The organism is Streptomyces sp. NPDC060028, assembly GCF_042736725.1.
Classification (GTDB): domain Bacteria; phylum Actinomycetota; class Actinomycetes; order Streptomycetales; family Streptomycetaceae; genus Streptomyces.
Genome location: NZ_JBHWVJ010000049.1, coordinates 4,371 through 29,585 on the forward strand (window position 1 = coordinate 4,371; position 25,215 = coordinate 29,585).

Consider the following 25,215-nt stretch of genomic DNA (forward strand, 5'->3'; position numbering starts at 1 on the left):
ATCGCTCAGGTGACGACGGCGGTGGCCAACGGCGACCTGTCGCAGAAGGTCACCGTCAATGTGGCCGGCGAGATGCTGGAGTTGAAGAACACCGTCAACACGATGGTGGACCAGCTCCAGTCCTTTGGTGCGGAAGTGACGCGCGTGGCCCGTGAGGTCGGCGTCGAGGGTGAACTGGGCGGCCAGGCACAAGTGCCGGGGGCCGCGGGGACGTGGAAGGACCTCACCGACTCGGTGAACACCGCCTTCCGCAACCTCACCGGGCAGGTGCGCAACATCGCTCAGGTGACGACGGCGGTGGCCAACGGCGACCTGTCGCAGAAGGTCACCGTGGACGTCTCCGGCGAGATGCTCCAGCTGAAGAACACCGTGAACACGATGGTGGACCAGCTGTCGTCCTTCGCCGACCAGGTCACGCGGATGGCCCGGGACGTGGGTACGGAGGGCCGCCTGGGCGGCCAGGCCAGGGTGGAGGGGGTCTCGGGCACCTGGAAGGAGCTCACCGACTCCGTCAACTTCATGGCCGGCAACCTGACCTCGCAGGTGCGGCAGATCGCGCAGGTGACGACGGCGGTCGCGCGCGGTGACCTCTCCCAGAAGATCGACGTGGACGCCCGCGGCGAGATCCTGGAGCTGAAGAACACCATCAACACGATGGTCGACCAGCTGTCCGCCTTCGCGGAGCAGGTGACCCGGGTGGCCCGGGACGTGGGTACGGAGGGCCGTCTCGGCGGTCAGGCGCAGGTGCCGGGCGTGGCCGGGGTGTGGCGCGACCTGACGGACTCGGTGAACGGCATGGCCGGGAACCTGACCTCGCAGGTGCGCAACATCGCTCAGGTGGCCACCGCGGTGGCCCGCGGTGACCTGTCGCAGAAGATCGACGTGGACGCCCGCGGCGAGATCCTGGAGCTGAAGAACACCCTCAACACGATGGTCGACCAGCTCTCGAACTTCGCGGAGCAGGTGACCCGCGTGGCACGCGAGGTGGGTACCGAGGGCATCCTGGGCGGCCAGGCGGAGGTGAAGGGTGTCTCCGGCACCTGGAAGGACCTCACCCAGTCCGTCAACTTCATGGCGAACAACCTGACGTCGCAGGTGCGCAACATCGCCGAGGTGACGACGGCGGTCGCGATGGGCGATCTCTCGAAGAAGATCACGGTCGACGCCAAGGGCGAGATCCTCGAACTCGTCACCACCGTGAACACGATGGTCGACCAGCTGTCCTCCTTCGCGGAGCAGGTGACGCGGGTGGCCCGCGAGGTGGGTTCCGAGGGCATCCTGGGCGGTCAGGCCCGGGTGCGCGGGGTCACCGGCATCTGGAAGGACCTGACCGACAACGTCAACCTGATGGCCAACAACCTGACCTCGCAGGTGCGCAACATCTCCCAGGTCTCGGCGGCGGTCGCCAACGGCGACCTGACGAAGAAGGTCACCGTCGAGGCGCGCGGCGAGGTCGCGCAGCTCGCGGACACCGTCAACACGATGGTGAAGACCCTGTCGTCCTTCGCCGACGAGGTCACGCGCGTGGCCCGTGAGGTGGGTACGGAGGGCCGCCTGGGCGGCCAGGCGCACGTGCCGGGGGTTTCCGGGACGTGGAAGGACCTCACCGACTCGGTGAACTTCATGGCCTCCAACCTCACCGGCCAGGTGCGGCAGATCGCCATGGTCACGACCGCCATCGCCAAGGGCGACATGACCAAGAAGATCGACATCGACGCGCGCGGGGAGATCCTGGAGCTCAAGACCACGATCAACACGATGGTCGACCAGCTGTCCTCCTTCGCCGACCAGGTGACCCGGGTGGCCCGCGAGGTGGGCACCGAGGGCATCCTGGGCGGCCAGGCCCGGGTGCGCGACGTCGACGGCACCTGGCGGGACCTGACGGAGTCCGTGAACGAGATGGCCGGGAACCTGACCCGGCAGGTGCGCGCCATCGCGGCCGTGGCCACGGCCGTGACCCGGGGCGACCTCAATCTCAAGATCGACGTGGACGCGGCGGGCGAGATCCAGGTCCTCCAGGACAACATCAACACGATGATCGCCAACCTGCGCGACACCACCTTGGCCAACAAGGAGCAGGACTGGCTCAAAGGCAACCTCGCCCGTATCTCGGCCCTGATGCAGGGCCGGCGCGAACTCGACGACGTGGCCTCGCTGATCATGAGCGAGCTCACCCCGGTGGTCTCGGCGCAGCACGGCGCGTTCTTCCTGGCGCTGCCGGCCGGCGGCACCAACGAGATCGGGACCGAGGCGGGCGCCGACGGCTCGTACGAGCTGCGGATGCGCGGGAATTACGCGTACGCCGGTGGTCAGATGCCCACGTCCTTCCGGCCGGGGGAGGGGCTGATCGGGACCGTCGCCGAGGAGAAGCGGACGATCCTCGTCGAGAACACCCCGCCCGGCTACCTGAAGATCTCCTCCGGTCTCGGGGAGGCGCCGCCGGCGCATGTGATCGTGCTGCCGGTGCTGTTCGAGGGGAAGGTGCTCGGCGTCATCGAGCTGGCCTCCTTCCAGCCCTTCACCCAGATCCAGAAGGACTTCCTGAGCCAGATCGCCGAGATGATCGGCACGAGCGTCAACACCATCTCCGTCAACTCCAAGACGGAGGTGCTGCTCAAGCAGTCGCAGGAGATGACCGAGCAGTTGCGCGAGCGCTCCGACGAGCTGGAGAACCGGCAGAAGGCGCTCCAGGCCGCCAACGCGGAGCTGGAGGAGAAGGCCGAGCTGCTGGCCCAGCAGAACCGGGACATCGAGGTGAAGAACACCGAGATCGAGGAAGCCCGGCAGGTCCTGGAGGAACGCGCCGAGCAGCTCGCGGTCTCGATGCGGTACAAGAGCGAGTTCCTGGCGAACATGTCGCACGAGCTGCGCACCCCGCTCAACTCGCTGCTGATCCTGGCCAAGCTGCTCGCCGACAACGCGGACGGGAACCTCTCGCCGAAGCAGGTGGAGTTCGCCGAGACCATCCACGGCGCCGGTTCGGACCTGCTCCAGCTGATCAACGACATCCTCGACCTGTCGAAGGTCGAGGCCGGGAAGATGGACGTCTCCCCGACGCGGATCGCGCTGGTCCAGCTCGTCGACTACGTGGAGGCCACCTTCCGGCCGCTGACGGCGGAGAAGGGCCTGGACTTCTCGGTACGTGTCTCCCCGGAGCTTCCGGCGACCCTGCACACGGACGAGCAGCGGCTGTTGCAGGTGCTGCGCAACCTGCTGTCGAACGCGGTGAAGTTCACCGACAGCGGGGCGGTGGAGCTGGTGATCCGGCCCGCCGGGGCCGATGTGCCGCAAGCCATCCGGGAGCAGTTGCTGGAGGCGGGTTCGCTGCGCGAGGCGGACGCGGACCTGATCGCGTTCTCGGTGACGGACACCGGGATCGGGATCGCCGCGAGCAAGATGCTGGTGATCTTCGAGGCGTTCAAGCAGGCCGACGGCACGACCAGCCGCAAGTACGGCGGCACGGGCCTGGGCCTGTCCATCAGCCGGGAGATCGCCCGACTGCTGGGCGGGGAGATCCACGCGGCGAGCGAGCCCGGCCGCGGGTCGACCTTCACGCTGTACCTGCCGCTGCACCCGAGCGAACTGCCGCCGCAGGGGTACGCGCCGCCCACGCCGGGCGGGGCACGCGGGGAGCTGTACCGCAGGTCCGCCGAGGAGGCGCGGCCCGCGCTGCCGGCCGCCCCGGTGGCGCCCGCGGTCGAGCAGGGGCAGGGGCTGGCGGCGCCGGTCTGGGATTCCCGGACGGTCGCCCAGCGGGGTGCGGAGCAGGGGTCGTCGGCGCTGTTCCGGCGGCGGCGCAAGTCGCTGAGCGATCCGCTGCCGCGGGCCGAGGTGCCGGGACAGCCGGACACGGACGCGTGGGGGCTGGAGGACACGCTTCCGATCGTGCCGCGGACGTACGACTTCCACGGCGAGCGGGTGCTGATCGTGGACGACGACGTACGCAACGTCTTCGCGCTCACCAGCGTGCTGGAACAGCACGGGCTGGCGGTGCTCTACGCGGAGAACGGGCGGGAGGGCATCGAGGTGCTGGAGCAGCACGACGACGTGGCGGTCGTGCTGATGGACATCATGATGCCGGAGATGGACGGGTACGCGACGACCTCGGCGATCCGGCGGATGCCGCAGTTCGAGGGGCTGCCGATCATCGCGCTGACGGCGAAGGCGATGAAGGGGGACCGGGAGAAGGCGATCGAGTCCGGGGCCTCGGACTACGTCACCAAGCCGGTCGACCCGGACTACCTGCTGTCGGTCATGGAGGGGCACATGCGCGGAAAGTGATCACCGACAGGGCGGTGCGGGGGGATTGCGGAGGGGCCCTACGGGGAACCTTCTGCTCTTCCACCACGTTTCTGCTTCGTGCACAGTGACATCTTGGTGACAGGGTGTGGCGATCTCGGGACTGGGGCTACGATGACCGGCACAAGGACGGACGGCGCAAGGATGCCGTCCTCTGGGGCGGGGCCCGGCGTACAGGCCGGTGCCAGGAGCCGGGGAGGCCCCATGCCGGGGCGAGGAGGACAGGGCATGGTGCAGAAGGCCAAGATCCTCCTGGTCGACGACCGGCCGGAGAATCTGCTGGCGCTGGAGGCCATCCTCTCCGCGCTCGATCAGACACTGGTCCGGGCGTCGTCGGGGGAGGAAGCGCTCAAAGCGCTGCTGACGGACGATTTCGCGGTCATCCTGCTGGATGTGCAGATGCCGGGGATGGACGGTTTCGAGACGGCCGCGCACATCAAGCGGCGGGAGCGGACCCGGGACATCCCGATCATCTTCCTCACCGCGATCAACCACGGTCCGCACCACACCTTCCGCGGGTACGCGGCGGGTGCGGTGGACTACATCTCCAAGCCCTTCGACCCGTGGGTGCTGCGGGCCAAGGTCTCGGTCTTCGTCGAGCTGTACACGAAGAACTGCCAACTGCGCGAGCAGGCGGCGCTGCTGCGGCTCCAGCTGGAGGGCGGCGGCACCAACGGCGAGGGCAGCAAGGAGACGGCCGGCCTGCTGGCCGAGCTCTCCGCGCGGCTCGCGGCCGTCGAGGAGCAGGCGGAGGCGCTGACCAAGCAGCTCGGCGAGGACTCGGCCGACGCGGCGGTGGTGGCGACCGCGGCCCATCTGGAGCGCAAGCTGACCGGACTGCGCCGGGCGCTCGACGCCCTGGAGCCCGGGACCGGCGGCGGCGCGCCCGTGCTGCCCGCGCAAGGCTGAGCCCTCGCGCGCGGCACTGTCCGGCCCTTTCAGGCGTGCCCCCGGCCCCGGCTGGGGGCGCGTCAGGTCTGGCGGTACGTCAGCACCCGTCACATCACGCACGGGCGAGGCGACACGAACGGGTGAAGGGGTGGGCACGCGTGTCCACCGGCGTGGACACCGGTAACCTCGGGCCCATGGCCTCAAGTACGTCCGGTAAGGGTTCCCAGAGCACCGCGGGCACCGCGAAGGGCCGCACCGGCCGTACTCCGGCGCCGGCGAAGAAGGCGGCTGCCGCGCGCAAGCCTCCCGCGAAGAAGGCCGCGGCCGCCCGGCGCGCCCCCGTCAAGAAGGTCGCGCCGAAGCCCGCGCCGTCCCCGACGGGGGGCGTGGTGCGGCTGGTGCGTGCCGTGTGGCTGGGCTGTGCGCACGCGGTCGGCGCGGTCTTCCGCGGGGTCGGCCGGGGCGCGAAGAACCTCGACCCCGCCCACCGCAAGGACGGCGTCGCGCTGCTGCTGCTCGCCCTCGCGCTGATCGTCGCCGCCGCGACCTGGTCGAATCTGGACGGTCCGGTCGGGGATCTGGTCACCATGCTGGTCACCGGCGCCTTCGGACGCCTCGACCTGCTCGTGCCGATCCTGCTCGGCGTCATGGCGGTACGTTTCATCCGCCATCCCGAACAGGCCGACGCCAACGGCCGCATCGGCATCGGCCTCTCCGCCCTCGTCATCGGGGTGCTGGGGCTCGTGCACATCGCCTGCGGCGCCCCCGGGCGCGACGAGGGCACCACCGCCATGCAGAACGCGGGCGGGCTCGTCGGCTGGGCCGCCTCGAAGCCGCTGATCTTCACCATGGGCGCGCCGCTGGCCGTGCCGATGCTGGTGCTGCTCACCGTCTTCGGGCTGCTGGTCGTCACCGCGACCCCGGTCAACGCGATCCCGCAGCGGCTGCGGCGGCTCGGCATCCGGCTCGGGATCATCGCGCCGAACGAATACGACGAGGGTTACGGGGACGAGTTCGAGAGCGGTGGCGCCGAACGGCACGATCCGGAGCAGTGGCGGGCCCGTACCGGGTCGGCCTCCGGCGCCGGGCCCGACTCCGGTTCCGGGGATCGCGCCGAGGCCGCCGAGGACGAGGCGCTGTCCCGGCGGCGGCGCCCGCGGCGGTCCTCGGTCCGGCCCGCCATGGACCGGGAGATGGACGCCGTCGACGTGGCCGCGGCGGCCGCCGCCGCGCTGGACGGGGTGGTCTACGGCGGAATGCCGCCTTCCCCGCTCGTGGCCGACCTCACGCACGGCATCTCCGCCGAGCGCGGGGGCGTGGAGATCACCGCTCCGGTGCCGCCCGCCCGTGAGGAGGCCCCGCAGACTCCCGCCGCGCAGACTCCCGCCCCGCAGACCTCCGCCGCGCCCGTGCCCGCCGTCGGCGCGCAGGCTCCGCACGCCACCACCGCCGCGGCCTCCGGGACGCTGGCGGTGCCCGATCTGACCAAGACCCCGCCCCAGAGCCAGCCGCTGCCGCCCCGCGCCGAGCAGCTCCAGCTGCGCGGGGACATCACGTACGCCCTGCCCTCGCTGGACCTGCTGGAGCGCGGCGGGCCGGGGAAGACCCGTAGCGCCGCCAATGACGCGGTCGTCGCCTCGCTGACGAACGTCTTCACGGAGTTCAAGGTCGACGCGAAGGTCACCGGCTTCACCCGCGGCCCGACGGTCACCCGCTACGAGGTGGAGCTCGGACCCGCCGTGAAGGTCGAGCGGATCACGGCGCTGGCCAAGAACATCGCGTACGCCGTGGCCTCCCCGGACGTGCGCATCATCAGCCCGATCCCGGGCAAGTCGGCCGTCGGCATCGAGATCCCGAACACCGACCGCGAAATGGTCAACCTGGGCGACGTACTGCGCCTCGCGGACGCGGCCGAGGACGACCATCCGATGCTCGTGGCGCTCGGCAAGGACGTCGAGGGCGGCTACGTCATGGCCAACCTGGCGAAGATGCCGCACGTGCTGGTGGCCGGCGCGACCGGCTCCGGCAAGTCCTCCTGCATCAACTGCCTGATCACCTCCGTCATGGTCCGGGCCACCCCGGAGGACGTACGGATGGTGCTGGTCGACCCCAAGCGGGTCGAGCTGACGGCGTACGAGGGCATCCCGCACCTGATCACGCCGATCATCACCAACCCGAAGCGGGCCGCCGAGGCGCTCCAGTGGGTCGTGCGCGAGATGGACCTGCGCTACGACGACCTGGCCGCCTTCGGCTACCGCCACATCGACGACTTCAACAAGGCGATCCGGGACGGCAAGGTCAAGCTGCCGCCGGGCAGCGAGCGCGAGCTCAGCCCCTACCCGTACCTGCTGGTGATCGTCGACGAGCTCGCCGACCTGATGATGGTGGCCCCGCGGGACGTGGAGGACTCCATCGTCCGCATCACCCAGTTGGCCCGCGCTGCCGGCATCCACCTGGTGCTCGCGACCCAGCGGCCCTCGGTGGACGTGGTGACCGGCCTGATCAAGGCGAACGTGCCCTCGCGGCTCGCCTTCGCCACCTCCTCGCTCGCGGACAGCCGGGTCATCCTCGACCAGCCGGGCGCCGAGAAGCTCATCGGAAAGGGTGACGGGCTGTTCCTGCCGATGGGGGCGAACAAGCCCGTCCGGCTCCAGGGCGCCTTCGTCACCGAGGACGAGATCGCCGGGATCGTGCAGCACTGCAAGGACCAGATGGCTCCCGTCTTCCGGGAGGACGTCACGGTCGGGCAGAAGCAGAAGAAGGAGATCGACGAGGAGATCGGCGACGACCTCGACCTGCTCTGCCAGGCGGCGGAGCTGGTGGTCTCCACGCAGTTCGGGTCGACCTCGATGCTCCAGCGCAAGCTGCGGGTGGGCTTCGCCAAGGCCGGGCGGCTGATGGACCTGATGGAATCGCGGGGGATCGTGGGCCCCAGCGAGGGCTCGAAGGCGCGCGACGTCCTGGTCAAGGCCGACGAGCTGGACGGGGTCCTGGCGGTCATCCGCGGGGAGACCGAGGGGTAGCCCGGCCGCAAAGGACGGGCGGGCAACCGTTTCCCCCGGGCCCGCGTCCAGTTGAGCAAGGCGGCGGCGCAGGGCCACGCGGCACCACGCGCGGGGTCGGGCCGCCGCACCGGTCCGGGCGTCCCGTCACCATTCGGATGGCGTAGGAAGTCCACCCTCCGGTTGCTCCACCCTTTCGTACCCCCCCTAGACTGGACAGCCAGCAGGTGGCTACACGCTCGAAAGGCGCCCTCGTGTCCATCGGCAACTCCAACTCCCCAGAAGAAGAGCAGCCTTCGACCGGCGACGGATCCGGCGACGGATCCGAGGACCGCATCGTCGAACGTTCCGTCGAGGGGCCGTCCATCGGGACGGCCCTGAAGAAGGCCCGGATCGCCGCCGGGCTCACCGTCGACGAGGTCAGCTCCACCACCCGCGTGCGCATCCCGATCGTGCACGCCATCGAAGAGGACGATTTCTCGCGGTGCGGCGGCGACGTCTACGCCCGCGGTCACATCCGCACGCTCGCCCGCGCCGTGGACCTCGATCCGGCACCCCTGGTCGAGAGCTACGACGCGGCCCACGGCGGCCGGCCGGCACCCACCCCCGCCGCGCCGATGTTCGATGCCGAGCGGATCCGTCCCGACCGGCAGCGGCCCAACTGGACCGCCGCCATGGTCGCCGCCATCGTCGCCGTGATCGGCTTCGTCGGCTTCACCGCCTTCGGCAGCGGCGACGAGAAGCCCAAGCGGCCGGTGGCGGAAGGTTCCGTCTCCCCGAAGCCGGCCCCCAAGCAGTCCGGCGGGAAGCCCGCCGGCCAGCCCCAGCAGCAGCCGCAGGCGCCCAAGCCGGAGCCTTCGGACAGCGCCATCGCCGCCGCGCCCAAGGACCTCGTCACGGTCGTCCTGACGGCCGACACCGGCGAGAGCTGGATCTCGGCCAAGGACCACAGCGGCCGGCTGCTCTTCGACGGAACCCTCGCGCAGGGCGAGTCGAAGACCTTCACCGACAAGGACTCCATCGACCTGGTGCTCGGCGATGCCGGGGTCGTGAAGCTCTTCGTGAACGGCAAGGAGATCAAGGACCAATTCCAGTCGGGTCAGGTGGAACGCCTCACATACACCAAGGACGACCCGCGCCAGGGAGCGGCCCAGGCGGGCTGACCTGGCCTTGCCCCGGGCGCCCTCCGAGCGCCGAAGCTGAGATTCCGGATCCCCGGGGTGCCGCGCCGCACCCCGGGGATCTTGCCGTGCCCGTGCTCCGGCGGGACTTGGGGGAGGGGCCGGCGCCGGGACGAAGTAGTCTTGAGTCCATGCCCGAACGCCGTACCGTCGCCCTTGTCACTCTTGGCTGCGCCCGTAACGAGGTGGACTCGGAGGAGCTCGCAGGCCGCTTGGCGGCGGATGGCTGGGAGCTCGTCGAGGACGCCGCCGATGCGGACGTCGCCGTCGTCAACACCTGCGGCTTCGTCGAAGCCGCCAAGAAGGACTCCGTAGACGCCCTGCTGGAAGCCAATGATCTGAAGGATCACGGCAAGACCCAGGCCGTCGTCGCCGTCGGCTGTATGGCCGAGCGCTACGGCAAGGAACTCGCCGAAGCGCTCCCCGAGGCCGACGGAGTCCTCGGTTTCGACGACTACGCCGACATCTCCGACCGCCTCCAGACCATCCTCAACGGCGGCATCCACGCCTCCCACACCCCGCGCGACCGGCGCAAGCTGCTGCCGATCAGCCCGGCCGCCCGCCAGGACGCCGAGGTCTCGCTCCCGGGCCACGCCCAGGAGCCGGCCGCCGAGCCCGCCGAGGCCCCCGCCGACCTGCCGGACGGCCTCGCGCCCGCCTCCGGGCCGCGCGCGCCGCTGCGCCGTCGCCTCGACAAGAGCCCGGTCGCCTCGGTCAAGCTGGCCTCCGGCTGCGACCGGCGCTGCTCCTTCTGCGCCATCCCGTCCTTCCGCGGCTCCTTCATCTCCCGCCGCCCCGCCGACGTGCTGGGCGAGACGCGCTGGCTCGCCGAGCAGGGCGTCAAGGAGATCATGCTGGTCTCCGAGAACAACACCTCGTACGGCAAGGACCTCGGCGACATCCGGCTGCTGGAGACCCTGCTGCCCGAGCTGGCCGGGGTGGACGGCATCGAGCGCGTCCGCGTCAGCTACCTCCAGCCCGCCGAGATGCGGCCCGGCCTGATCGACGTACTGACCTCGACCCCCAAGGTCGTCCCGTACTTCGACCTCTCCTTCCAGCACTCGGCCCCCGACGTGCTGCGCGCCATGCGCCGCTTCGGCGACACCGACCGGTTCCTCGAACTGCTGGACACCATCCGCAGCAAGGCCCCGCAGGCCGGCGTACGGTCCAACTTCATCGTCGGCTTCCCCGGCGAGAAGGAGTCGGACTTCGCCGAGCTGGAGCGTTTCCTCACCCACGCGCGCCTCGACGCGATCGGTGTCTTCGGCTACTCGGACGAGGACGGCACCGAGGCCGTCACCTACGCGAACAAGCTGGACGAGGAGACCATCGCCGAGCGGCTCGCGCACATGCAGCGGCTCGCCGAGGAGCTCACCTCGCAGCGCGCGGAGGAGCGGATCGGGGAGACCCTGGAGGTACTCGTCGAGACCGTCGTCCCGCTGGACGAGGCGGAGGACGGCGAGGGTGCCTACGGGCGCGCCGCCCACCAGGCGCCCGAGACCGACGGCCAGGTCGTCTTCACGGACGGCACCGGTCTGGTCCCCGGGCGCATCGTGACGGCCAAGGTGGTCGGCACGCTGGGCGTGGACCTCGTGGCCGAGCCCCTGGACCTGGAATTTGAGGAGGCGGCCGGATGACCGGAGTCCCGGCATCTGCGGCGGGCGGGACCGGCCGCCGGCCCGCGCCCGGCGCGAAGCTGGGGGCCGCGGCGGTCAATCAGGCCAGCCTGTGGAACATCGCCAACATCCTGACGATGATGCGCCTCGTCCTGGTGCCGGGATTCGTCCTGCTGCTGCTCGCCGACGGGGGCTATGACCCCGTCTGGCGGGCGCTGGCCTGGGCGGCGTTCGCCGTCGCCATGATCACGGACATCTTCGACGGGCATCTGGCCCGTACGTACGACCTGGTCACGGACTTTGGGAAGATCGCCGACCCCATCGCCGACAAGGCGATCATGGGGTCGGCTTTGGTGTGTCTGTCGTGGCTCGGCGACCTGCCCTGGTGGGTGACCGGCGTGATCCTGGGGCGGGAACTCGGGATCACGCTCATGCGTTTCTGGGTCATCCGGTACGGAGTGATTCCGGCCAGCCGGGGCGGCAAGCTCAAGACCCTGGCCCAGGGGACGGCGGTCGGCATGTACGTGCTCGCCCTGACCGGACCGCTGGCCACCTTGCGCTTCTGGGTGATGGCGGTGGCCGTCGTGCTGACCGTGGTCACCGGTTTGGATTACATCCGCCAGGCCGTCGTGCTCCGGCGCAAGGGCCTGGACGCGGAGCGAGCCGCGCGGTGACGGACGGGGCGGGGGATTCTGCGGTGGCCGATGGGACGGCGTGGAATGTGCCGGGCCCCGAAGAGGTCGCCGCGGACGCCCTGCGCCTCCTCGCGGAGAGTGACGAGACGCTCGCTGTCGCGGAGTCGCTGACCGGCGGGATGGTGGCCGCCGCGCTGACGGCCGTCCCGGGTGCCTCCCGGTCCTTCCGCGGCTCGGTCACGGCGTACGCGACGGAGCTCAAGCACCGGGTGCTGGGAGTGGACGCCGCACTGCTGGCGGCCGAAGGCGCGGTGAACGCGCAGGTCGCGGAGGAAATGGCGGCCGGAGTACGGCGCGTACTGGGCGCCTCCTGGGGCATCGCGACGACCGGAGTGGCCGGTCCCGACCCCCAGGACGGGCAGCCGGTGGGAACGGTTTTCGTCGCCGTCGCGGGTCCGGGCGGCAGGAAATCGGCCCGCCTGAGGTTGAACGGCTCCCGCGCGGAAATCCGTAGGGAGAGTGCACGGACAGTGCTCGAACTTCTCTCGAGCGAACTCCGCGAGAATCTGCGGGGGCAGGATACGGAACAGAACGGGGGGATTTGATGTTTGCAGCCCTGAGTGAACACGACATCGCTCCCCGCACGGCCGCGGCGCGAGGCGGTACGGTGGGGCGTGAAGGTTACGGCTACACGGTCAGAGGAGGGAGCCACCGATGATTCTGCTCCGTCGCCTGCTGGGTGACGTGCTGCGTCGGCAGCGCCAGCGCCAGGGCCGTACTCTGCGCGAAGTCTCCTCGTCCGCCCGAGTTTCGCTCGGCTATCTCTCCGAGGTGGAGCGGGGGCAGAAGGAGGCATCCTCCGAGCTGCTCTCCGCGATCTGCGACGCGCTTGACGTACGGATGTCCGAGCTGATGCGCGAAGTCAGCGACGAGCTGTCGCTGGCCGAGCTGGCACAGTCGGCCGCGGCAAGCGAACCGGTGCCTGCGCCGGTCCGCCCGATGCTCAATTCGGTATCCGTGGCCTCGGTCACGGGTGGCCCGGAGCGGGTGACCATCAAGGCACCCGTGGAAGCGGTGAATGTCGTAGCCGCGTGAGTCGCGCGATTGCGTGAGCGTGTGAGTGTGGCCGGAGCCCCGGCCGGTGCGTGATGCACCGGCCGGGGCTCCCGGCCGTTCTGGGTGCGGGGGCCGAGGGGGTGCGGGAGGATGGGCCAGTCCGGGTACCCGGCCCCTGGAGGTGGCCGTGCGGCGGTTGGTACGTATGCCTGCGGGCCTGGCTCTCGCGCTGGTGGTGGGGGTCCTGTGGTGGTGGGCCGTGCTGCGGCTGGTGCTGGAGCCGGCGGACTCCGGGCCCGTGGAGGGCGCCGTGGCGGTCGGCGGGTGGGGGCTGGGCCTGCTGCCGGTGCACTGCAAACCGGGGCCGTCGGCGCGGCCGCGGTCGGGGTCGGGGTCGGGGGCGCGGTCGGGCGGCAGGTGGCGGGGTGCGGGTGCGGGGGACGCCGAGACGGCGGCTACCAGGGCATCGACACTCCACCGTTCGGGCGAAGGATCTGGCCCGTCATGAAGGACGAGGCGTCCGAGGCGAGGTAGAGCACGGCCTGGGCGATGTCCTCGGGCTCGCCGACCCGGCGCAGCGGGGACATCCGGGTCATCGCCGCCTCCGTCTGCTCCTGGACCTCGGGGCTGTGGCGGCCGGTCATCGGGGTGCGGATCCAGCCCGGTGCGACCGCGTTGACGCGGATGCCGTGCGGGCCGGCCTCGGTGGCGAGGGTCTTCGTCAACTGGACGACGGCGGCCTTGGCGGCGCTGTAGCAGAGCAGGCCCGGCTGGGCGGCGTCCACGGCGCCGGAGGCCATGGTGACGATCGAACCGGGACGGCCTGCGGCGATCATGGAGCGGGCGGCCTCCTGGCAGGTGCGCAGGACCCCCTTGAAGTTGATGTCGAGGATCCGGTCGAGGTCCTCGTCGGCCGTCTCCAGCACACTGCTGGTGTGCATGACCCCGGCTATGGCGGCGGCGATGTCGAGCGGGCCGGCCGCCGTGACGGCTTCCCTGATCCCGGCCCGGTCGGTCACGTCGACGGTGTGGACGGTGGCGGCGCCGCCGGCCTTGGCGATCAGGGCGGCCGTTTCGGCGAGGCCCTGCTCGTCGCGGTCGGCGCAGTGCACGTGCGCGCCCGCCTCGGCGAGGAGTGCGGCGGTGGCGCGGCCGATGCCGCTGGCTGCGCCGGTGACGAGCGCGGTGCGGCCGGTGAGGTCGTACGCGGCGGCGGGTGTCGCGGTGGGTGTGGGCATGGCGGGACCGTACGGCTGGATCTGACGGACCGTCAACGGGCGGGTGGCTGCGGGATGCCGGCGCGGGCTACGGGCTGCCGCGCGGGCTACGGCGTCGGGCCGGACTGGCAGCGGGGGCACCAGTACGTGGGCCGGGCGTCCTGCGGAGCCTCGCGGACGGGGGTGCCGCAGCGCAGGCAGGGGCGGTGGACGCGGCCGTAGACGAAGAGGTCCTGGCCGCGGCGGCGGCTGCCGGTGGTGTTGCGGCGGGGGTACGGGCCGCCGATGTTCGCGGCGAGCAGGCGGTGTGCGGCGGCCGCCAGGCGCGGGAGCGTGGTCCGCGGGAGCGCGCCGACGGGGGTCCAGGGAGTGACCTGGGCGAGGAAGCAGAGCTCGCACTTGTAGATGTTGCCGATCCCGGCGAGGTTGCGCTGGTCGAGGAGGGCCTCGCCGAGCGGGCGCTCGGGGGTGGCGGCGAGATTGGCCGCCGCCGTTTCGGCGTCCCAGTCCGGGCCGAGCAGGTCGGGGCCGAGGTGGCCGACGACCTTGGCCTCGTCGGCGGTGCGGATCAGTTCCAGGACGGGGAGGCGGTAGCCGACGGCCGTGTGCGTCTCGGTGCCGAGGATGGCGCGGATCTCGTGGGCGGGGCCGCCGTGCCACTTCGCTCCCGCGGGGAAGACGTGCCAGGCGCCGTCCATGCGGAGATGGCTGTGGAGGGTGAGCCCCTCGGCGGCGGCGGTGGTGCCGGTGGCGTCGTCGGCGCCGGTGAAACGGGCGAGGAGGTGTTTGCCGCGGGGGACGACGTTGAGGGTGGTGCGGGTGGTGAGGTCGACCGTGGCGAGGCGGGGGGTGCGGAGGTCTGAGCGGGTGAGGCGGTGGCCCGCCAGGGCGGCGTGGAGCTGGGCCGCTGCGCGCCAGACGCTGTCTCCTTCGGGCATGCCGTCATTGTCGCCCGGGTCGGGCCTTGCCGGGCCCTGCCGGGGGCTTGGTGGTGCGTCGGCGGTTCGGCTGCGCCGGGCGGGGTCGTCGGGGGCGCCGCCCGGGGGAGCCGCTGCGCGGGGCGGGGGCGCCGGGAAAGCCGCTGCGCGGAGCTGGTCCCCGCCCCGCCCTTTCGCCGTTTCCCCGGGGCTCCGCCCCGGACCCCGCCTGTGCGGCGCCGCTGCCGGCCCCCTCGGCTGCCAGCCCCTCGGGCCCCGGCTCCCGGGTCCCGGCCCCCCGGCCCCGGCCGCGGACGTCGGGGAGGCTGGTTGGGGGTGGGGTCAGGGGCGGAGGCGGAGGCCTCGGGGGGTGGCGTGGAAGCCGGCGGATTCCAAGGTTCGGCCCAGGGGGGACGTCAGGGAGGCGGCGGCGTTGATGCGTTCCACCGTGAGGGCGGGGAGGGTGCCTGCGCGGGAGGCGGTGGTCAGGGCCGTCACGGCCGCCGTCAGGCGGGGGTCGTCCGCGTCGGGCCAGGCCAGGAGGGTTTTGCCGCCGCGCTCCAGGTACAGGGTGAGTTCCCCGTCGACCAGGACGACCAGGGAGCCCGCCTTGCGGCCCGGCTTGTGGGAAGCGCCCGTCGGCGGCTCCGGCCAGGGCAGGGCCGCGCCGTACGCGTTCGCCGGGTCGGCGGCCGCCAGGACCACCGCCGCCAGCGGGGGCGGGGTCCGCTCGGCGGCGCGGAGCCGGTCCACCGCGCCGTCCATCGCGAACTGCGCCGCGCCCAGCCCCTCGACCACGTAGCCGCGGCGGGCCTGGCCACTGTCCTCGAAGGCGGAGAGGATCCGGTAGACCGCGCTGAAGCCGCCCTCGACCCCTTCGGCCGCCACGGCCCCGCGGGTGACGACGCCGTGGCGGTCCAGCAGGGTACGGGCCAGCGCGTGCGCCCGGTGGGTCGGGTCCGGGGCGGGGGACGGGAGCAGCGACCACCGCCCGGCGACCGTGGGCGGCCCGGTACGCGAGACGGTCGTGCTGAGCGTGCCGTAGCGGCCGCGGGGGATCGTGCGCCTGGCACGGTGCGCGGTGGCGCCCGCGGTGCGGCCCGAGCCGAGCAGGGACCGCAGCGGGGACAGGGTGTCGTTCGTTAGACGCCCCGACCACGCCAGGTCCCACAGGGCCGAGGACAGGACCAGTTCGGAGGTCTCCGGGTGGCGGGCGCGCACGAACTCGGTGATCTGGCGGAAGAACAGGCCGTAGCCGCCCGCGAGGGAATCCAGCACCGCCTGGTGGAGCGGGCTCAGCTCCAGCGGGTGCGCCGGGGGGAGCAGCAGCGGGGCCGCGTCCGCCAGGTAGAGGGAGACCCAGCCGTCCTTGCCCGGCAGGGCCCCCGCGCCGGCCCAGACCACCTCGCCGGAGGTGGTGAGCTCGTCCAGCAGGTTCGGGGAGTACCCGGCGACCCGCGAGGGCAGGATCAGGCGCTCCAGTGCGGAGGCCGGCACCGGGGCGCCCTGGAGCTGCTCGATCGCGCGGGCCAGGCCGTCGATGCCGCGCAGCGCCCCGCCCAGGTGCTGCCACTGCGGGAGGAAGGTGGCCAGCGAGGTCGGCGGGACCGGCTCCAGCTCCTGGCGCAGCGCGGCCAGCGAGCGGCGGCGCAGCCTGCGCAGCACCGTCGCGTCGCACCATTCCTGGCCGATGCCCGCCGGATGGAACTCGCCCTGGACCACCCGCCCGGCCGCCGCCAGCCGGTGCAGGGCCCCGTCCGTCACCGCCGTGCCGAGGCCGAAGCGGGTGGCGACGGCGGTCGTGGTGAACGGCCCGTGGGTGCGCGCGTAGCGGGCGAGGAGGTCGCCCAGCGGGTCCTTGACCGGCTCGGTGAACGCCTCCGGGACCCCCACGGGCAAGGCGGTGCCCAGCGCGTCCCGCAGCCGGCCCGCGTCCTCGATCGCCGCCCAGTGGTCGAGCCCGCCGATCCGGACCCGGATGGCCCGGCGGGCGTCGGCCAGCGCCTCGGCCCAGGACGGCTCCGCGCCGCGCTCGCCCAGCTCCCCGGGGGTCAGCGGGCCCAGCAGGCGCAGCAGGTCCGCCACCGACTCGGCGTCCTTGGCCCGGCGGTCCTGCGTCAGCCACTGGAGCTCCCGCTCCAACTCCTCCAGCACCTGTGCGTCGAGCAGCTCGCGCAGCTCCGCCTGGCCGAGCAGTTCGGCCAGCAGCCGGGAGTCCAGGGAGAGGGCCGCCGCCCTGCGCTCGGCGAGCGGGGAGTCGCCCTCGTAGAGGAACTGGGCGACGTAACCGAAGAGCAGGGAGCGGGCGAACGGGGAGGGCTCCGCGGTGGTGACCTCGACGAGGCGGACCCGGCGCGCCTCGATGTCGCCCATCAGCTCGGTCAGGCCGGGCACGTCGAAGACGTCCTGGAGGCATTCCCGTACGGCTTCCAGCACGATCGGGAACGAGCCGAACTCCGAGGCCACCTGGAGGAGCTGGGAGGCGCGCTGGCGCTGCTGCCACAGCGGGGTGCGCTTGCCCGGATTGCGGCGCGGCAGCAGCAGGGCGCGGGCGGCGCACTCGCGGAAGCGGGAGGCGAACAGCGCGGAGCCCCCCACCTGGTCGGTGACGATCTGGTTGATCTCGCCGTGGTCGAAGGCGACGTCCGCCGCGCCCAGCGGGGCCTGTTCGTCGTCGAACTCGAAGGTGGCCGTGTGGGCGGGGTCGTGGTCGAGGAGGTCCATGGAGAGCAGGTCCGCATCCGGCAGGCGCAGCACGATGCCGTCATCGGCGTGCATCACCTGCGCGTCCATGCCGTACTTCTCCGCGAGCCGGGCGCTCAGCGCCAGCGCCCACGGGGCGTGCACCTGGGCTCCGAAGGGGGAGTGGACCACGACCCGCCAGTCGCCGAGCTCGTCGCGGAACCGCTCGACGACGATCGTCCGGTCGTCCGGGACGTGCCCGCAGGCCTCGCGCTGCTCGGTGAGGTACGCCAGTACGTTCTCCGCGGCCCAGGCGTCGAGGCCCGCCGCCAGCAGGCGCAGCCGCCCGTCCTCCTCGGAGAGGGCGCCGAGCTCGCGCAGGAACGCGCCGACCGCGCGGCCCAGTTCGAGCGGGCGGCCCAGCTGGTCGCCCTTCCAGAACGGCAGCCGGCCCGGGACCCCGGGGGCGGGGGTGACCAGGACCCGGTCGCGGGTGATGTCCTCGATGCGCCAGGAGGTGGTGCCCAGGGTGAACACGTCGCCCACGCGGGACTCGTAGACCATCTCCTCGTCGAGCTCGCCGACCCGGCCGCCGCCCTTCTTCGGGTCGGAGCCGGCCAGGAAGACGCCGAACAGCCCGCGGTCGGGGATGGTGCCGCCGGAGGTGACCGCGAGGCGCTGGGCGCCGGGCCGGCCGGTGATCGTGCCGGCCACGCGGTCCCACACCACGCGGGGTCTGAGCTCGGCGAACGCGTCCGACGGATAACGGCCCGCGAGCATGTCCAGCACCGCCGTGAACGCCGACTCCGGCAGCGCCGCGAAGGGGGCCGCGCGCCGGACCAGCGCGAGGAGGTCGTCCAGCTGCCAGGTGTCCATGGCGGTCATGGCGACGAGCTGCTGGGCGAGGACGTCGAGGGGGTTGGAGGGGATCCGCAGGGATTCGATCGAGCCGGTGCGCATCCGCTCGGTGACCACGGCGGCCTGGACGAGGTCGCCCCGGTACTTGGGGAAGACCACACCGGTGGAGACCGCGCCCACCTGGTGCCCGGCGCGGCCCACGCGCTGGAGCCCGGAGGCCACCGAGGGCGGGGACTCCACCTGGACCACGAGGTCCACCGCGCCCATGTCGATGCCCAGTTCGAGGCTGGAGGTGGCGACCACGGCGGGCAGCCGGCCCGCCTTCAGGTCCTCCTCCACCAGCGCCCGCTGCTCCTTGGACACCGAGCCGTGGTGGGCGCGGGCCAGCAGCGGCGGGGCGCCCTGGGCCGCGCCGGACTGGGCCATGATCTCGGCCGGAGGCGCACCCTCGGGGAGTTTCTCGCCCATGGCCCGCTCGTACGCGATCTCGTTGAGCCGGTTGCAGAGCCGCTCCGCGAGCCGGCGGGAGTTGGCGAACACGATGGTGGAGCGGTGGGACTGCACCAGGTCCGCGATCCGCTCCTCCACATGCGGCCAGATGGAGGGTTTGTCGCCGCCCTCGCGGCCCTCGGTGGCCGGGGAGCCGCCCAACTCGCCCATGTCCTGCACCGGGACGACCACCGACAGGTCGAACTCCTTGGTCGACGGCGGCTGGACGATTTCCACCTTGCCCCGAGGTGCGAGGTACCGGGCCACCTCGTCGACGGGCCGGACCGTCGCCGACAGCCCGATCCGGCGGGCCGGGCGCGGCAGCAGCTCGTCCAGCCGCTCCAGGGAGAGGGCCAGGTGGGCGCCGCGCTTGGTCCCGGCGACCGCGTGCACCTCGTCCAGGATCACCGTCTCGATGCCCGACAGGGCGTCGCGCGCGGCCGAGGTCAGCATCAGGAACAACGACTCGGGAGTGGTGATCAGGATGTCCGGCGGGCGCGTGGCCAGCGCCCGGCGCTCGGCGGGCGGGGTGTCACCGGAGCGGATCCCGACCCGGATCTCGGGCTCCGGCTGCCCCAGGCGCACCGACTCCTGGCGGATGCCGGTCAGCGGGCTGCGCAGATTGCGCTCCACGTCCACCGCCAGCGCCTTCAGGGGCGATACGTACAGCACCCGGCAGCGCTTCTTCGGCTCGGCCGGCGGCGGTGTCGAGGCCAGCTGGTCGAGGGCGGCCAGGAAGGCGGCCAGGGTCTTGCCGGAGCCGGTGGGCGCCACGACGAGCACGTCCGAGCCCTGCCCGATCGCCCGCCAGGCGCCCTCCTGCGCGGCGGTGGGCCTGTCGAAGGCCCCCGTGAACCAGGAGCGGGTCGCGGGGGAGAACGAGTCGAGCGCGGTACCGGACATGCCCCCATCGTGCACCCGGCCACTGACAACCGGCCGGACCTGCGAGAACGCCCCTGCCGGGCGGGGCGCAGAATGGGGGAATGGGGACGGACGAGGGACGCCGGGAGTGGGCACGGCACTGGCAGTACGCACAGCTGCCCGGGCTGGACCTGCTGCGCGCCCACTACGTACGCCACACCTTCCCGCGCCACGCGCACGACGGGTACGTCATCGCGGCCGTCACCGGCGGCATCGAGGAGATCGGCCTCCCCGGCACCACCGTGCGGGCCGGACCCGGCAGCGTGGTCCTGATCAACCCCGAGGTGCCGCACACCGCGCGCGCCGGCGCCCCCGAGGGCTGGGCGTACGCCACCCTCTACCCCTCCCGGGACCTGATCGCCGAGGTCGCCGCCGAGATCGGTGCCCCGCGCGGGACCCCCGGCTTCACCGCCGACGTGGTCGCCGACGCGCAGGGCGCGCGGGCCATCGCCGAGGTGCACCGCGCCGCCGAGGCCGGGAACGCGCTGGCCGCCGACACGCTGCTGCGGGGCGTGGTGGCGCGGATGCTCAGCCGGCACGCGGGCCCGCTGCCCGCCCGTACGACACGGCGCGCGGGCGCCGCCGACGCCGAGCGGGCCCGGGCCGTACTGGAGGAGCGGATGGCCGGGCCGCCGTCGCTGGAGCAGCTCGCGGCGGAGCTGGGGACGAGCCCGTTCGCGCTGCTGCGGGCCTTCCGGGAGCGGTACGGGATGCCGCCGCACACCTGGCTGACCGACGCCCGGGTCCGGCGGGCGCGCCGGCTCCTGGACACGGGCACCGCGCCCGCGGAGGCGGCCGTCGCCGTCGGCTTCACCGACCAGCCGCACCTGAACAGGCACTTCACCCGCATCGTGGGCGTCCCGCCGGGCGCCTACCGGCGGGAGCGGGCCGGCTGAGCGGCCTCGGCCTTCTCCTTCGACCTGGGCCCCCGCCCCGCCGGGGCGCCGCCCGCGCGCAAGAACGTACAAGACCCGGTCGCCTCGTCCTGCGTACGTTCGGGGCGTGGGAGAACATCAGATGGTGATACAGGAGGCCCCCGACGGGGCCGCCACCGGGCGGCCGCGGGCTGCCGTCGTGCGGGACGCGCTCGGGGTCGGGGTGGCCGTCGGGCTGTCCGGTTTCGCGTTCGGGGTGACCGCCGCCGGGTCGGGGGTCAGTGCGCTGCAGGCCTGCGTGCTGAGCCTGCTGGTCTTCACCGGCGCCTCGCAGTTCGCGCTGGTCGGGGCGCTGGCGGCGGGCGGGAATCCGTTCACCGCCGCCGCCGGGGCGTTCTTCCTCGGGACCCGCAACGCCTTCTACGGGCTGCGGCTGTCGCAGCTGCTCGCGCTGCCCCGCGCCGTGCGGCCCTTCGCCGCGCACTGGGTGATCGACGAGACCACCGCCGTGGCCCTCGCCCAGCCCGACCGGAAGTCGGCCCGGCTCGGCTTCACCGTCACCGGGCTGAGCCTCTACGTCCTGTGGAACCTGACCACCCTGCTGGGCGCGCTCGGCGCCGAGGCCATCGGGGACACCGCCGCGTGGGGGCTGGACGCCGCCGGGCCGGCCGTCTTCCTCGCGCTGCTCGCGCCGATGCTGAAGACCACCACCGAGCGGGCCGTGGCCGGGCTCGCGCTGGTCCTGGGGCTGGGATTCCTGCCCGTGCTGCCCGCCGGGGTGCCGGTGCTGATCGCCGCGCTGGCCGCGCCCGTCGTGCTGTGGATGAAGGGACGCCGCTCGTGAACGTCTGGATCGCCATCGCCATCACCGTCCTCGGCTGCTACGCCGTCAAGCTCGCCGGGCTGCTCGTGCCCGCCGGGGCACTGGAACGGCCCGTGGTGCGCGAGCTCTCGGCGCTGCTGCCGGTCGCCCTGCTCGCCGCGCTCACCGCCCAGCAGACCTTCAGCACCGGGCACGAGCTCGTCCTCGACGCCCGCGCCGCCGGGCTCGCCGCCGCCGGGGTCGCGCTGCTGCTGCGGGCGCCGTTCCTGCTCGTGGTCGCGGCCGCCGTCGTGGTCACCGCGGGGGTACGGGCCCTGGGCGGCTGACCCCGGCCGTCCCGGCGGCCACGGCTGCAACGGCGGCCCCGGTCCCGGCCGGCAGGCGCCCGTACGCCCGCAGGGTCAGCAGCGCCTCCAGCGTGGCGATCGGCCGCCGCTCCAGCGAGCTGCCCGGCGCCCAGGCCCGGCGCCGAACCGGCCAGCCGCCGTCCGGCTGCTGCTCCGCGGCCAGGAAGTCCAGGGAACGGCCCAGCTCCGCGTCCGTGAACCAGCCGCGGGCCAGGGATTCGGGCCGCCGCGCGAAATCGTGCGGGAAGAGGTGCTCGCCGGGCGCGTAGCCGGCGGGCACCGGATGCTCCTCGCGCCGGCCCGGCTCCAGCACGGCCAGGCGCCGCTCGCGCACCAGCCGCCCCAGCCGGTCCGCGGCCGCCGCCGCGCGCGCCCGGTCGGGGACGCCGTCGAGGAAGGCCACCGCGCTCTGGACCTCGTACGGATGGGAGTGACGCAGGTTCTCGACCCGGTCCCAGCAGAAGTCCGTGGCCCGGAACAGCCAGGCGTGCCAGACCCGGTTGCGGTGCAGCACCCCGACGACGGGGCCGGTGGTCAGCAGCTCGCTCGGCGGGTCGTCGTGCACGGGGTGGTACGGGGCCGTGGGATAGCCGCGCGGGGCCGGGAGCACCACGGGCAGGGCGCCGTCCGCGGTGGAGACCCGGGTCAGATGGCGGCAGAGCTTCTCCACGCGCTGCCCGGCGCAGCGGCCCAGGCTGTCCAGGATGCGCAGGGCGTGCGCGGTGTGCAGGGGCTGGCTCAGCGGTCCGCGCAGGTCGGGGTCGAGCGCGTGCCCGTAGCCGCCGTCGCCGCCCAGGTACGCGCCGAGGGCGGTGTCCACCGGGTCGGCGTCCCCGCCGAGGAAGTGGAACGCGAACCGCCGCTGCTCCAGCACCCGGGCCGTGAGCCAGATGAACTGCTCGGCGCGGGCCAGCGGGGCCGGCGCGGCCGGCGGGGGAGCTTCGTCTCCAGGCATGCGAGAAACGTAGGGGCCCGTGGTGCGCCCACGCAGGACGAACGGGGCGGGTGCACTCTCCGGGGCGGGATACTGGAGGCATGCGGTTGACGATTTTCTGGGAGCGGATGGCCGAGCACTTCGGCGCGGCCTACGCGGACTCCTTCGCGCGGGACCACGTCATGACGGAGCTCGGGGGACGCACCGTCCACGAGGCGCTGGACGCGGGCTGGGAGGCCAAGGACGTGTGGCGCGCGGTGTGTTCGGCGATGGACGTACCGAGTTCGCTGCGCTGACCGGGGCCGAGTGCCGGAGCCCGTGGGGGAGTGCCGCCGTGCGGTACGGGCCCTGTCCGGCCAGGGCTTGAGCCACTGCTTCGCCGTCCGGGCCGCCGGTGGGCCAGACTTGGCGGCGTGGCAGCCACCGAAGACACGACCGACCAGCCCGCAGACGCCCATGGCGCGCCTTCGCCGCCCCGGCCGTTCGACACGGCGGGGGCCGCCGACCGGGCCGGGGCCGCCGGGGCCACCGGCCCTGCCGAGCCCGCTCGGCCCGCCGACCCCGGCGCTCCGGCCGGGCCCGGGGGGACGCCGCCCGGCGCCGCCGTGGCGGGGGACGCGGCGCGGATGCCGCGCTGGCTGCCGCGCGCGGTGGTCCTCGTACTGGCGCTGATCGCCTGCTTCCAGCTCGGCAGCTGGGCCTTCCACCAGCTCATCGGGTTTCTCGTCAACATGCTGATCGCGTTCTTCCTCGCGCTCGCGATCGAACCGGCCGTGGCCAGGATGGCGGCCCGCGGCATGCGCCGCGGGCTCGCCACCTTCCTGGTGTTCCTCGGGGTGTTCGTCGCGACCGCCGGCTTCCTCACCCTGCTCGGCTCGATGCTCGCCGGACAGATCGTCGACATGGTGGAGGACTTCCCGCACACGCTCGACTCGGTGATCGACTCGATCAACAGGACCTTCCACACCGAGCTGTCCCGGCTGGAGATCCAGGACAGCGTGCTGCACTCCGACTGGCTTCAGAAGTACGTGCAGAACAGCGCGACCGGCGTGCTCGACGTGTCCGCCACCGTGCTCGGCGGGCTCTTCAAGCTACTGACGATCGGGCTGTTCTCCTTCTACTTCGCCGCCGACGGGCCGCGGCTGCGGCGCGCGCTGTGCTCCGTACTGCCGCCCGCGAAGCAGTCGGAGGTGCTGCGGGCCTGGGAGATCGCCGTCGCCAAGACCGGCGGGTACCTCTACTCGCGCGGGCTGATGGCGCTGATCTCCGGCATCGCGCACTACGTCCTCTTCGTGATCCTCGAGGTGTCGTACGCGCCCGCGCTCGCGGTGTGGGTGGGGCTGGTGTCGCAGTTCATCCCCACCATCGGCACCTACCTGGCGGGCGCGCTGCCGATGCTGATCGCCTTCACGGGCAACCCCTGGTACGCCCTGTACGTGCTCGGGTTCGTGGTGATCTACCAGCAGTTCGAGAACTACGTGCTGCAGCCCAAGCTGACCGCGAAGACCGTCGACATCCACCCGGCGGTGGCCTTCGGGTCGGTCATCGTGGGCACCGCCCTGCTGGGCGCGGTGGGGGCGCTCATCGCGATCCCGGCCGTCGCCACGCTGCAGGCCTTCCTCGGCGCGTACGTGAAGCGGTACGAGCTCACGGGCGCGGCGGCCGAGGAGGAATCCGGTGCTACCCCTCGGCGCCGAGTACGGCTGCCAAGGCCTCGGTGACCGTCGCCTCGACGGCCTCCTTGGCCACTCCGAGGCCGGTCAGCAGGCCGTCGCCGTCCTCGAGTTCGAGGATGCCGAGCAGGATGTGCTCGGTGCCGACGTAGCCGTGGCCAAGGCGCAGGGCCTCGCGGAAGGTGAGTTCGAGGACCTTCTTCGCGGAGGCGTCGAAGGGGATGAGGTCGGGGACCTCGGCGGCGGCCGGGGGGAGGGTTGCGGTCACGGCGGCCCGTACGTCCTCGGCGGCGATCCCCTGGGCGGCCAGGGCGAGGGCGGCGAGGCCCTCGGACTCGGCCAGCAGGCCGAGGACCAGGTGCCCGGTGCGGATCTCGGTGCCGCCGGCGGCGCGGGCCTCGTTCTGCGAGGTCATGACCACGTTGCGGGCGCGGGGGGTGAAGCGGCCGAAGCCCTGGCTCGGGTCGAGACCGGGGTCGCCCTCCTTGTCCGCCTTGGGGACGAAGCGCTTCTGGGCGGCCTGGCGGGTGACGCCCATGCTGCGGCCGATGTCGGTCCAGGAGGCGCCGGAGCGGCGGGCCTGGTCGACGAAGTGGCCGATGAGGTGGTCGGCGACCTCACCGAGGTGCTCGGCGGCGACGACGGCGTCGCTGAGCTGCTCCAGGGTGTCGGTGTGGACCTTCTTGATGGCCTCGATGAGGTCGTCGAGGCGTACCGGGTTGGTCATGCGAACGGGTTCCACGGGAGGGTTCGTCATGGAGGCAACCCTAGGTTGACAGTCGCCGAGTGTCAACCGTGG

At 72.7% G+C, this 25,215-nt stretch carries 19 protein-coding genes; 14 read left to right on the forward strand and 5 right to left on the reverse strand.

Features of this window, described 5'->3' with window-relative positions; genetic code table 11:
* From ACFWBF_RS23330 to ACFWBF_RS23370, 9 genes are all read left to right on the forward strand, one after another.
* The coding region (locus ACFWBF_RS23330; RefSeq protein WP_385605122.1) for a HAMP domain-containing protein at positions 1–4,281 on the forward strand (4,281 nt) is incomplete at its 5' end.
* 246 nt (positions 4,282–4,527) lie between these two features.
* Positions 4,528–5,208 (forward strand): two-component system response regulator, encoded by a 681-nt coding sequence (locus ACFWBF_RS23335; RefSeq protein WP_385605125.1) that lies wholly within the window; start codon positions 4,528–4,530, stop codon positions 5,206–5,208.
* 176 nt (positions 5,209–5,384) lie between these two features.
* Positions 5,385–8,213: a DNA translocase FtsK gene (locus ACFWBF_RS23340; protein WP_385605128.1), complete on the forward strand. Its 2,829-nt coding sequence runs from the start codon at positions 5,385–5,387 to the stop codon at positions 8,211–8,213.
* 233 nt (positions 8,214–8,446) lie between these two features.
* Positions 8,447–9,355, forward strand: a complete 909-nt coding sequence (locus ACFWBF_RS23345; RefSeq protein ID WP_385605131.1) for a helix-turn-helix domain-containing protein — start codon at positions 8,447–8,449, stop codon at positions 9,353–9,355.
* Between the two features lie 149 nt (positions 9,356–9,504).
* Positions 9,505–11,010 (forward strand): 30S ribosomal protein S12 methylthiotransferase RimO, encoded by a 1,506-nt coding sequence (gene rimO, locus ACFWBF_RS23350; protein WP_385605134.1) that lies wholly within the window; start codon positions 9,505–9,507, stop codon positions 11,008–11,010.
* Positions 11,007–11,663, forward strand: coding sequence for a CDP-diacylglycerol--glycerol-3-phosphate 3-phosphatidyltransferase (gene pgsA, locus ACFWBF_RS23355; RefSeq protein ID WP_385605137.1), 657 nt, complete (start codon positions 11,007–11,009; stop codon positions 11,661–11,663). The genes rimO and pgsA overlap by 4 nt, the downstream gene beginning before the upstream one ends.
* Before the next feature lie 23 nt (positions 11,664–11,686).
* The gene (locus ACFWBF_RS23360) at positions 11,687–12,229 is read left to right on the forward strand and encodes a CinA family protein (RefSeq protein ID WP_385605140.1); all 543 of its coding nucleotides are present in this window, start codon (positions 11,687–11,689) and stop codon (positions 12,227–12,229) included.
* A gap of 109 nt (positions 12,230–12,338) precedes the next feature.
* Positions 12,339–12,719: a helix-turn-helix domain-containing protein gene (locus ACFWBF_RS23365; protein WP_007266936.1), complete on the forward strand. Its 381-nt coding sequence runs from the start codon at positions 12,339–12,341 to the stop codon at positions 12,717–12,719.
* Positions 12,720–12,885: 166 nt separating this feature from the next.
* Entirely contained in the window at positions 12,886–13,188 is a 303-nt protein-coding gene (locus tag ACFWBF_RS23370) for a hypothetical protein (RefSeq protein ID WP_385605143.1), read from the forward strand.
* Here ACFWBF_RS23370 and ACFWBF_RS23375 read toward each other — a convergent pair.
* From ACFWBF_RS23375 to ACFWBF_RS23385, 3 genes are all read right to left on the reverse strand, one after another.
* The gene (locus tag ACFWBF_RS23375; RefSeq protein ID WP_385605146.1) at positions 13,136–13,918 is read right to left on the reverse strand and encodes an SDR family NAD(P)-dependent oxidoreductase; all 783 of its coding nucleotides are present in this window, start codon (positions 13,916–13,918) and stop codon (positions 13,136–13,138) included. The two genes, ACFWBF_RS23370 and ACFWBF_RS23375, sit on opposite strands and share 53 nt — an antisense overlap.
* Positions 13,919–14,004: 86 nt before the next feature.
* Positions 14,005–14,835, reverse strand: coding sequence for a DNA-formamidopyrimidine glycosylase family protein (locus ACFWBF_RS23380; protein WP_385605149.1), 831 nt, complete (start codon positions 14,833–14,835; stop codon positions 14,005–14,007).
* Between the two features lie 321 nt (positions 14,836–15,156).
* Positions 15,157–19,746, reverse strand: coding sequence for an ATP-dependent helicase (locus ACFWBF_RS23385; RefSeq protein ID WP_385605152.1), 4,590 nt, complete (start codon positions 19,744–19,746; stop codon positions 15,157–15,159).
* Positions 19,747–19,826: 80 nt separating this feature from the next.
* Between ACFWBF_RS23385 and ACFWBF_RS23390 the strand changes: the two genes are divergently transcribed.
* From ACFWBF_RS23390 to ACFWBF_RS23400, 3 genes are all read left to right on the forward strand, one after another.
* Complete coding sequence (locus ACFWBF_RS23390; RefSeq protein ID WP_385605155.1) at positions 19,827–20,660, forward strand: AraC family transcriptional regulator; 834 nt, start codon at positions 19,827–19,829, stop codon at positions 20,658–20,660.
* A 121-nt stretch (positions 20,661–20,781) separates the two neighbouring features.
* Complete coding sequence (locus ACFWBF_RS23395; RefSeq protein ID WP_385605157.1) at positions 20,782–21,483, forward strand: AzlC family ABC transporter permease; 702 nt, start codon at positions 20,782–20,784, stop codon at positions 21,481–21,483.
* Positions 21,480–21,788 (forward strand): AzlD domain-containing protein, encoded by a 309-nt coding sequence (locus tag ACFWBF_RS23400; RefSeq protein ID WP_385605160.1) that lies wholly within the window; start codon positions 21,480–21,482, stop codon positions 21,786–21,788. Before ACFWBF_RS23395 ends, ACFWBF_RS23400 begins: the two co-directional genes overlap by 4 nt.
* Here ACFWBF_RS23400 and ACFWBF_RS23405 read toward each other — a convergent pair.
* Complete coding sequence (locus ACFWBF_RS23405; RefSeq protein WP_385605163.1) at positions 21,757–22,764, reverse strand: hypothetical protein; 1,008 nt, start codon at positions 22,762–22,764, stop codon at positions 21,757–21,759. The genes ACFWBF_RS23400 and ACFWBF_RS23405 overlap by 32 nt on opposite strands.
* An 80-nt stretch (positions 22,765–22,844) precedes the next feature.
* Here ACFWBF_RS23405 and ACFWBF_RS23410 point away from each other — a divergent pair, with 80 nt between their 5' ends.
* Both ACFWBF_RS23410 and ACFWBF_RS23415 read left to right on the forward strand, forming a co-directional pair.
* Complete coding sequence (locus ACFWBF_RS23410; protein ID WP_385605165.1) at positions 22,845–23,039, forward strand: DUF3046 domain-containing protein; 195 nt, start codon at positions 22,845–22,847, stop codon at positions 23,037–23,039.
* Between the two features lie 330 nt (positions 23,040–23,369).
* Positions 23,370–24,464 carry an AI-2E family transporter gene (locus tag ACFWBF_RS23415; RefSeq protein ID WP_385605224.1) on the forward strand — a complete coding sequence of 365 codons (1,095 nt, stop codon included), beginning with the start codon at positions 23,370–23,372 and terminating at the stop codon, positions 24,462–24,464.
* Here ACFWBF_RS23415 and ACFWBF_RS23420 read toward each other — a convergent pair.
* Positions 24,424–25,173 carry a Clp protease N-terminal domain-containing protein gene (locus tag ACFWBF_RS23420; protein WP_385605168.1) on the reverse strand — a complete coding sequence of 250 codons (750 nt, stop codon included), beginning with the start codon at positions 25,171–25,173 and terminating at the stop codon, positions 24,424–24,426. The genes ACFWBF_RS23415 and ACFWBF_RS23420 overlap by 41 nt on opposite strands.
* Positions 25,174–25,215: the final 42 nt, after the last annotated feature.

Bases quoted from the DNA above. Each gene is read 5' to 3' on its own strand.
- ACFWBF_RS23335 (WP_385605125.1), top strand. From the start codon at position 4,528: ATGGTGCAGAAGGCCAAGATCCTCCTGGTCGACGACCGGCCGGAGAAT.
- ACFWBF_RS23340 (WP_385605128.1), top strand. From the start codon at position 5,385: ATGGCCTCAAGTACGTCCGGTAAGGGTTCCCAGAGCACCGCGGGCACC.
- rimO (WP_385605134.1), top strand. From the start codon at position 9,505: ATGCCCGAACGCCGTACCGTCGCCCTTGTCACTCTTGGCTGCGCCCGT.
- pgsA (WP_385605137.1), top strand. From the start codon at position 11,007: ATGACCGGAGTCCCGGCATCTGCGGCGGGCGGGACCGGCCGCCGGCCC.
- ACFWBF_RS23365 (WP_007266936.1), top strand. From the start codon at position 12,339: ATGATTCTGCTCCGTCGCCTGCTGGGTGACGTGCTGCGTCGGCAGCGC.
- ACFWBF_RS23370 (WP_385605143.1), top strand. From the start codon at position 12,886: ATGCCTGCGGGCCTGGCTCTCGCGCTGGTGGTGGGGGTCCTGTGGTGG.
- ACFWBF_RS23375 (WP_385605146.1), bottom strand. From the start codon at position 13,918: ATGCCCACACCCACCGCGACACCCGCCGCCGCGTACGACCTCACCGGC.
- ACFWBF_RS23380 (WP_385605149.1), bottom strand. From the start codon at position 14,835: ATGCCCGAAGGAGACAGCGTCTGGCGCGCAGCGGCCCAGCTCCACGCC.
- ACFWBF_RS23385 (WP_385605152.1), bottom strand. From the start codon at position 19,746: ATGTCCGGTACCGCGCTCGACTCGTTCTCCCCCGCGACCCGCTCCTGG.
- ACFWBF_RS23390 (WP_385605155.1), top strand. From the start codon at position 19,827: ATGGGGACGGACGAGGGACGCCGGGAGTGGGCACGGCACTGGCAGTAC.
- ACFWBF_RS23395 (WP_385605157.1), top strand. From the start codon at position 20,782: ATGGTGATACAGGAGGCCCCCGACGGGGCCGCCACCGGGCGGCCGCGG.
- ACFWBF_RS23405 (WP_385605163.1), bottom strand. From the start codon at position 22,764: ATGCCTGGAGACGAAGCTCCCCCGCCGGCCGCGCCGGCCCCGCTGGCC.
- ACFWBF_RS23410 (WP_385605165.1), top strand. From the start codon at position 22,845: ATGCGGTTGACGATTTTCTGGGAGCGGATGGCCGAGCACTTCGGCGCG.
- ACFWBF_RS23415 (WP_385605224.1), top strand. From the start codon at position 23,370: ATGCCGCGCTGGCTGCCGCGCGCGGTGGTCCTCGTACTGGCGCTGATC.
- ACFWBF_RS23420 (WP_385605168.1), bottom strand. From the start codon at position 25,173: ATGACGAACCCTCCCGTGGAACCCGTTCGCATGACCAACCCGGTACGC.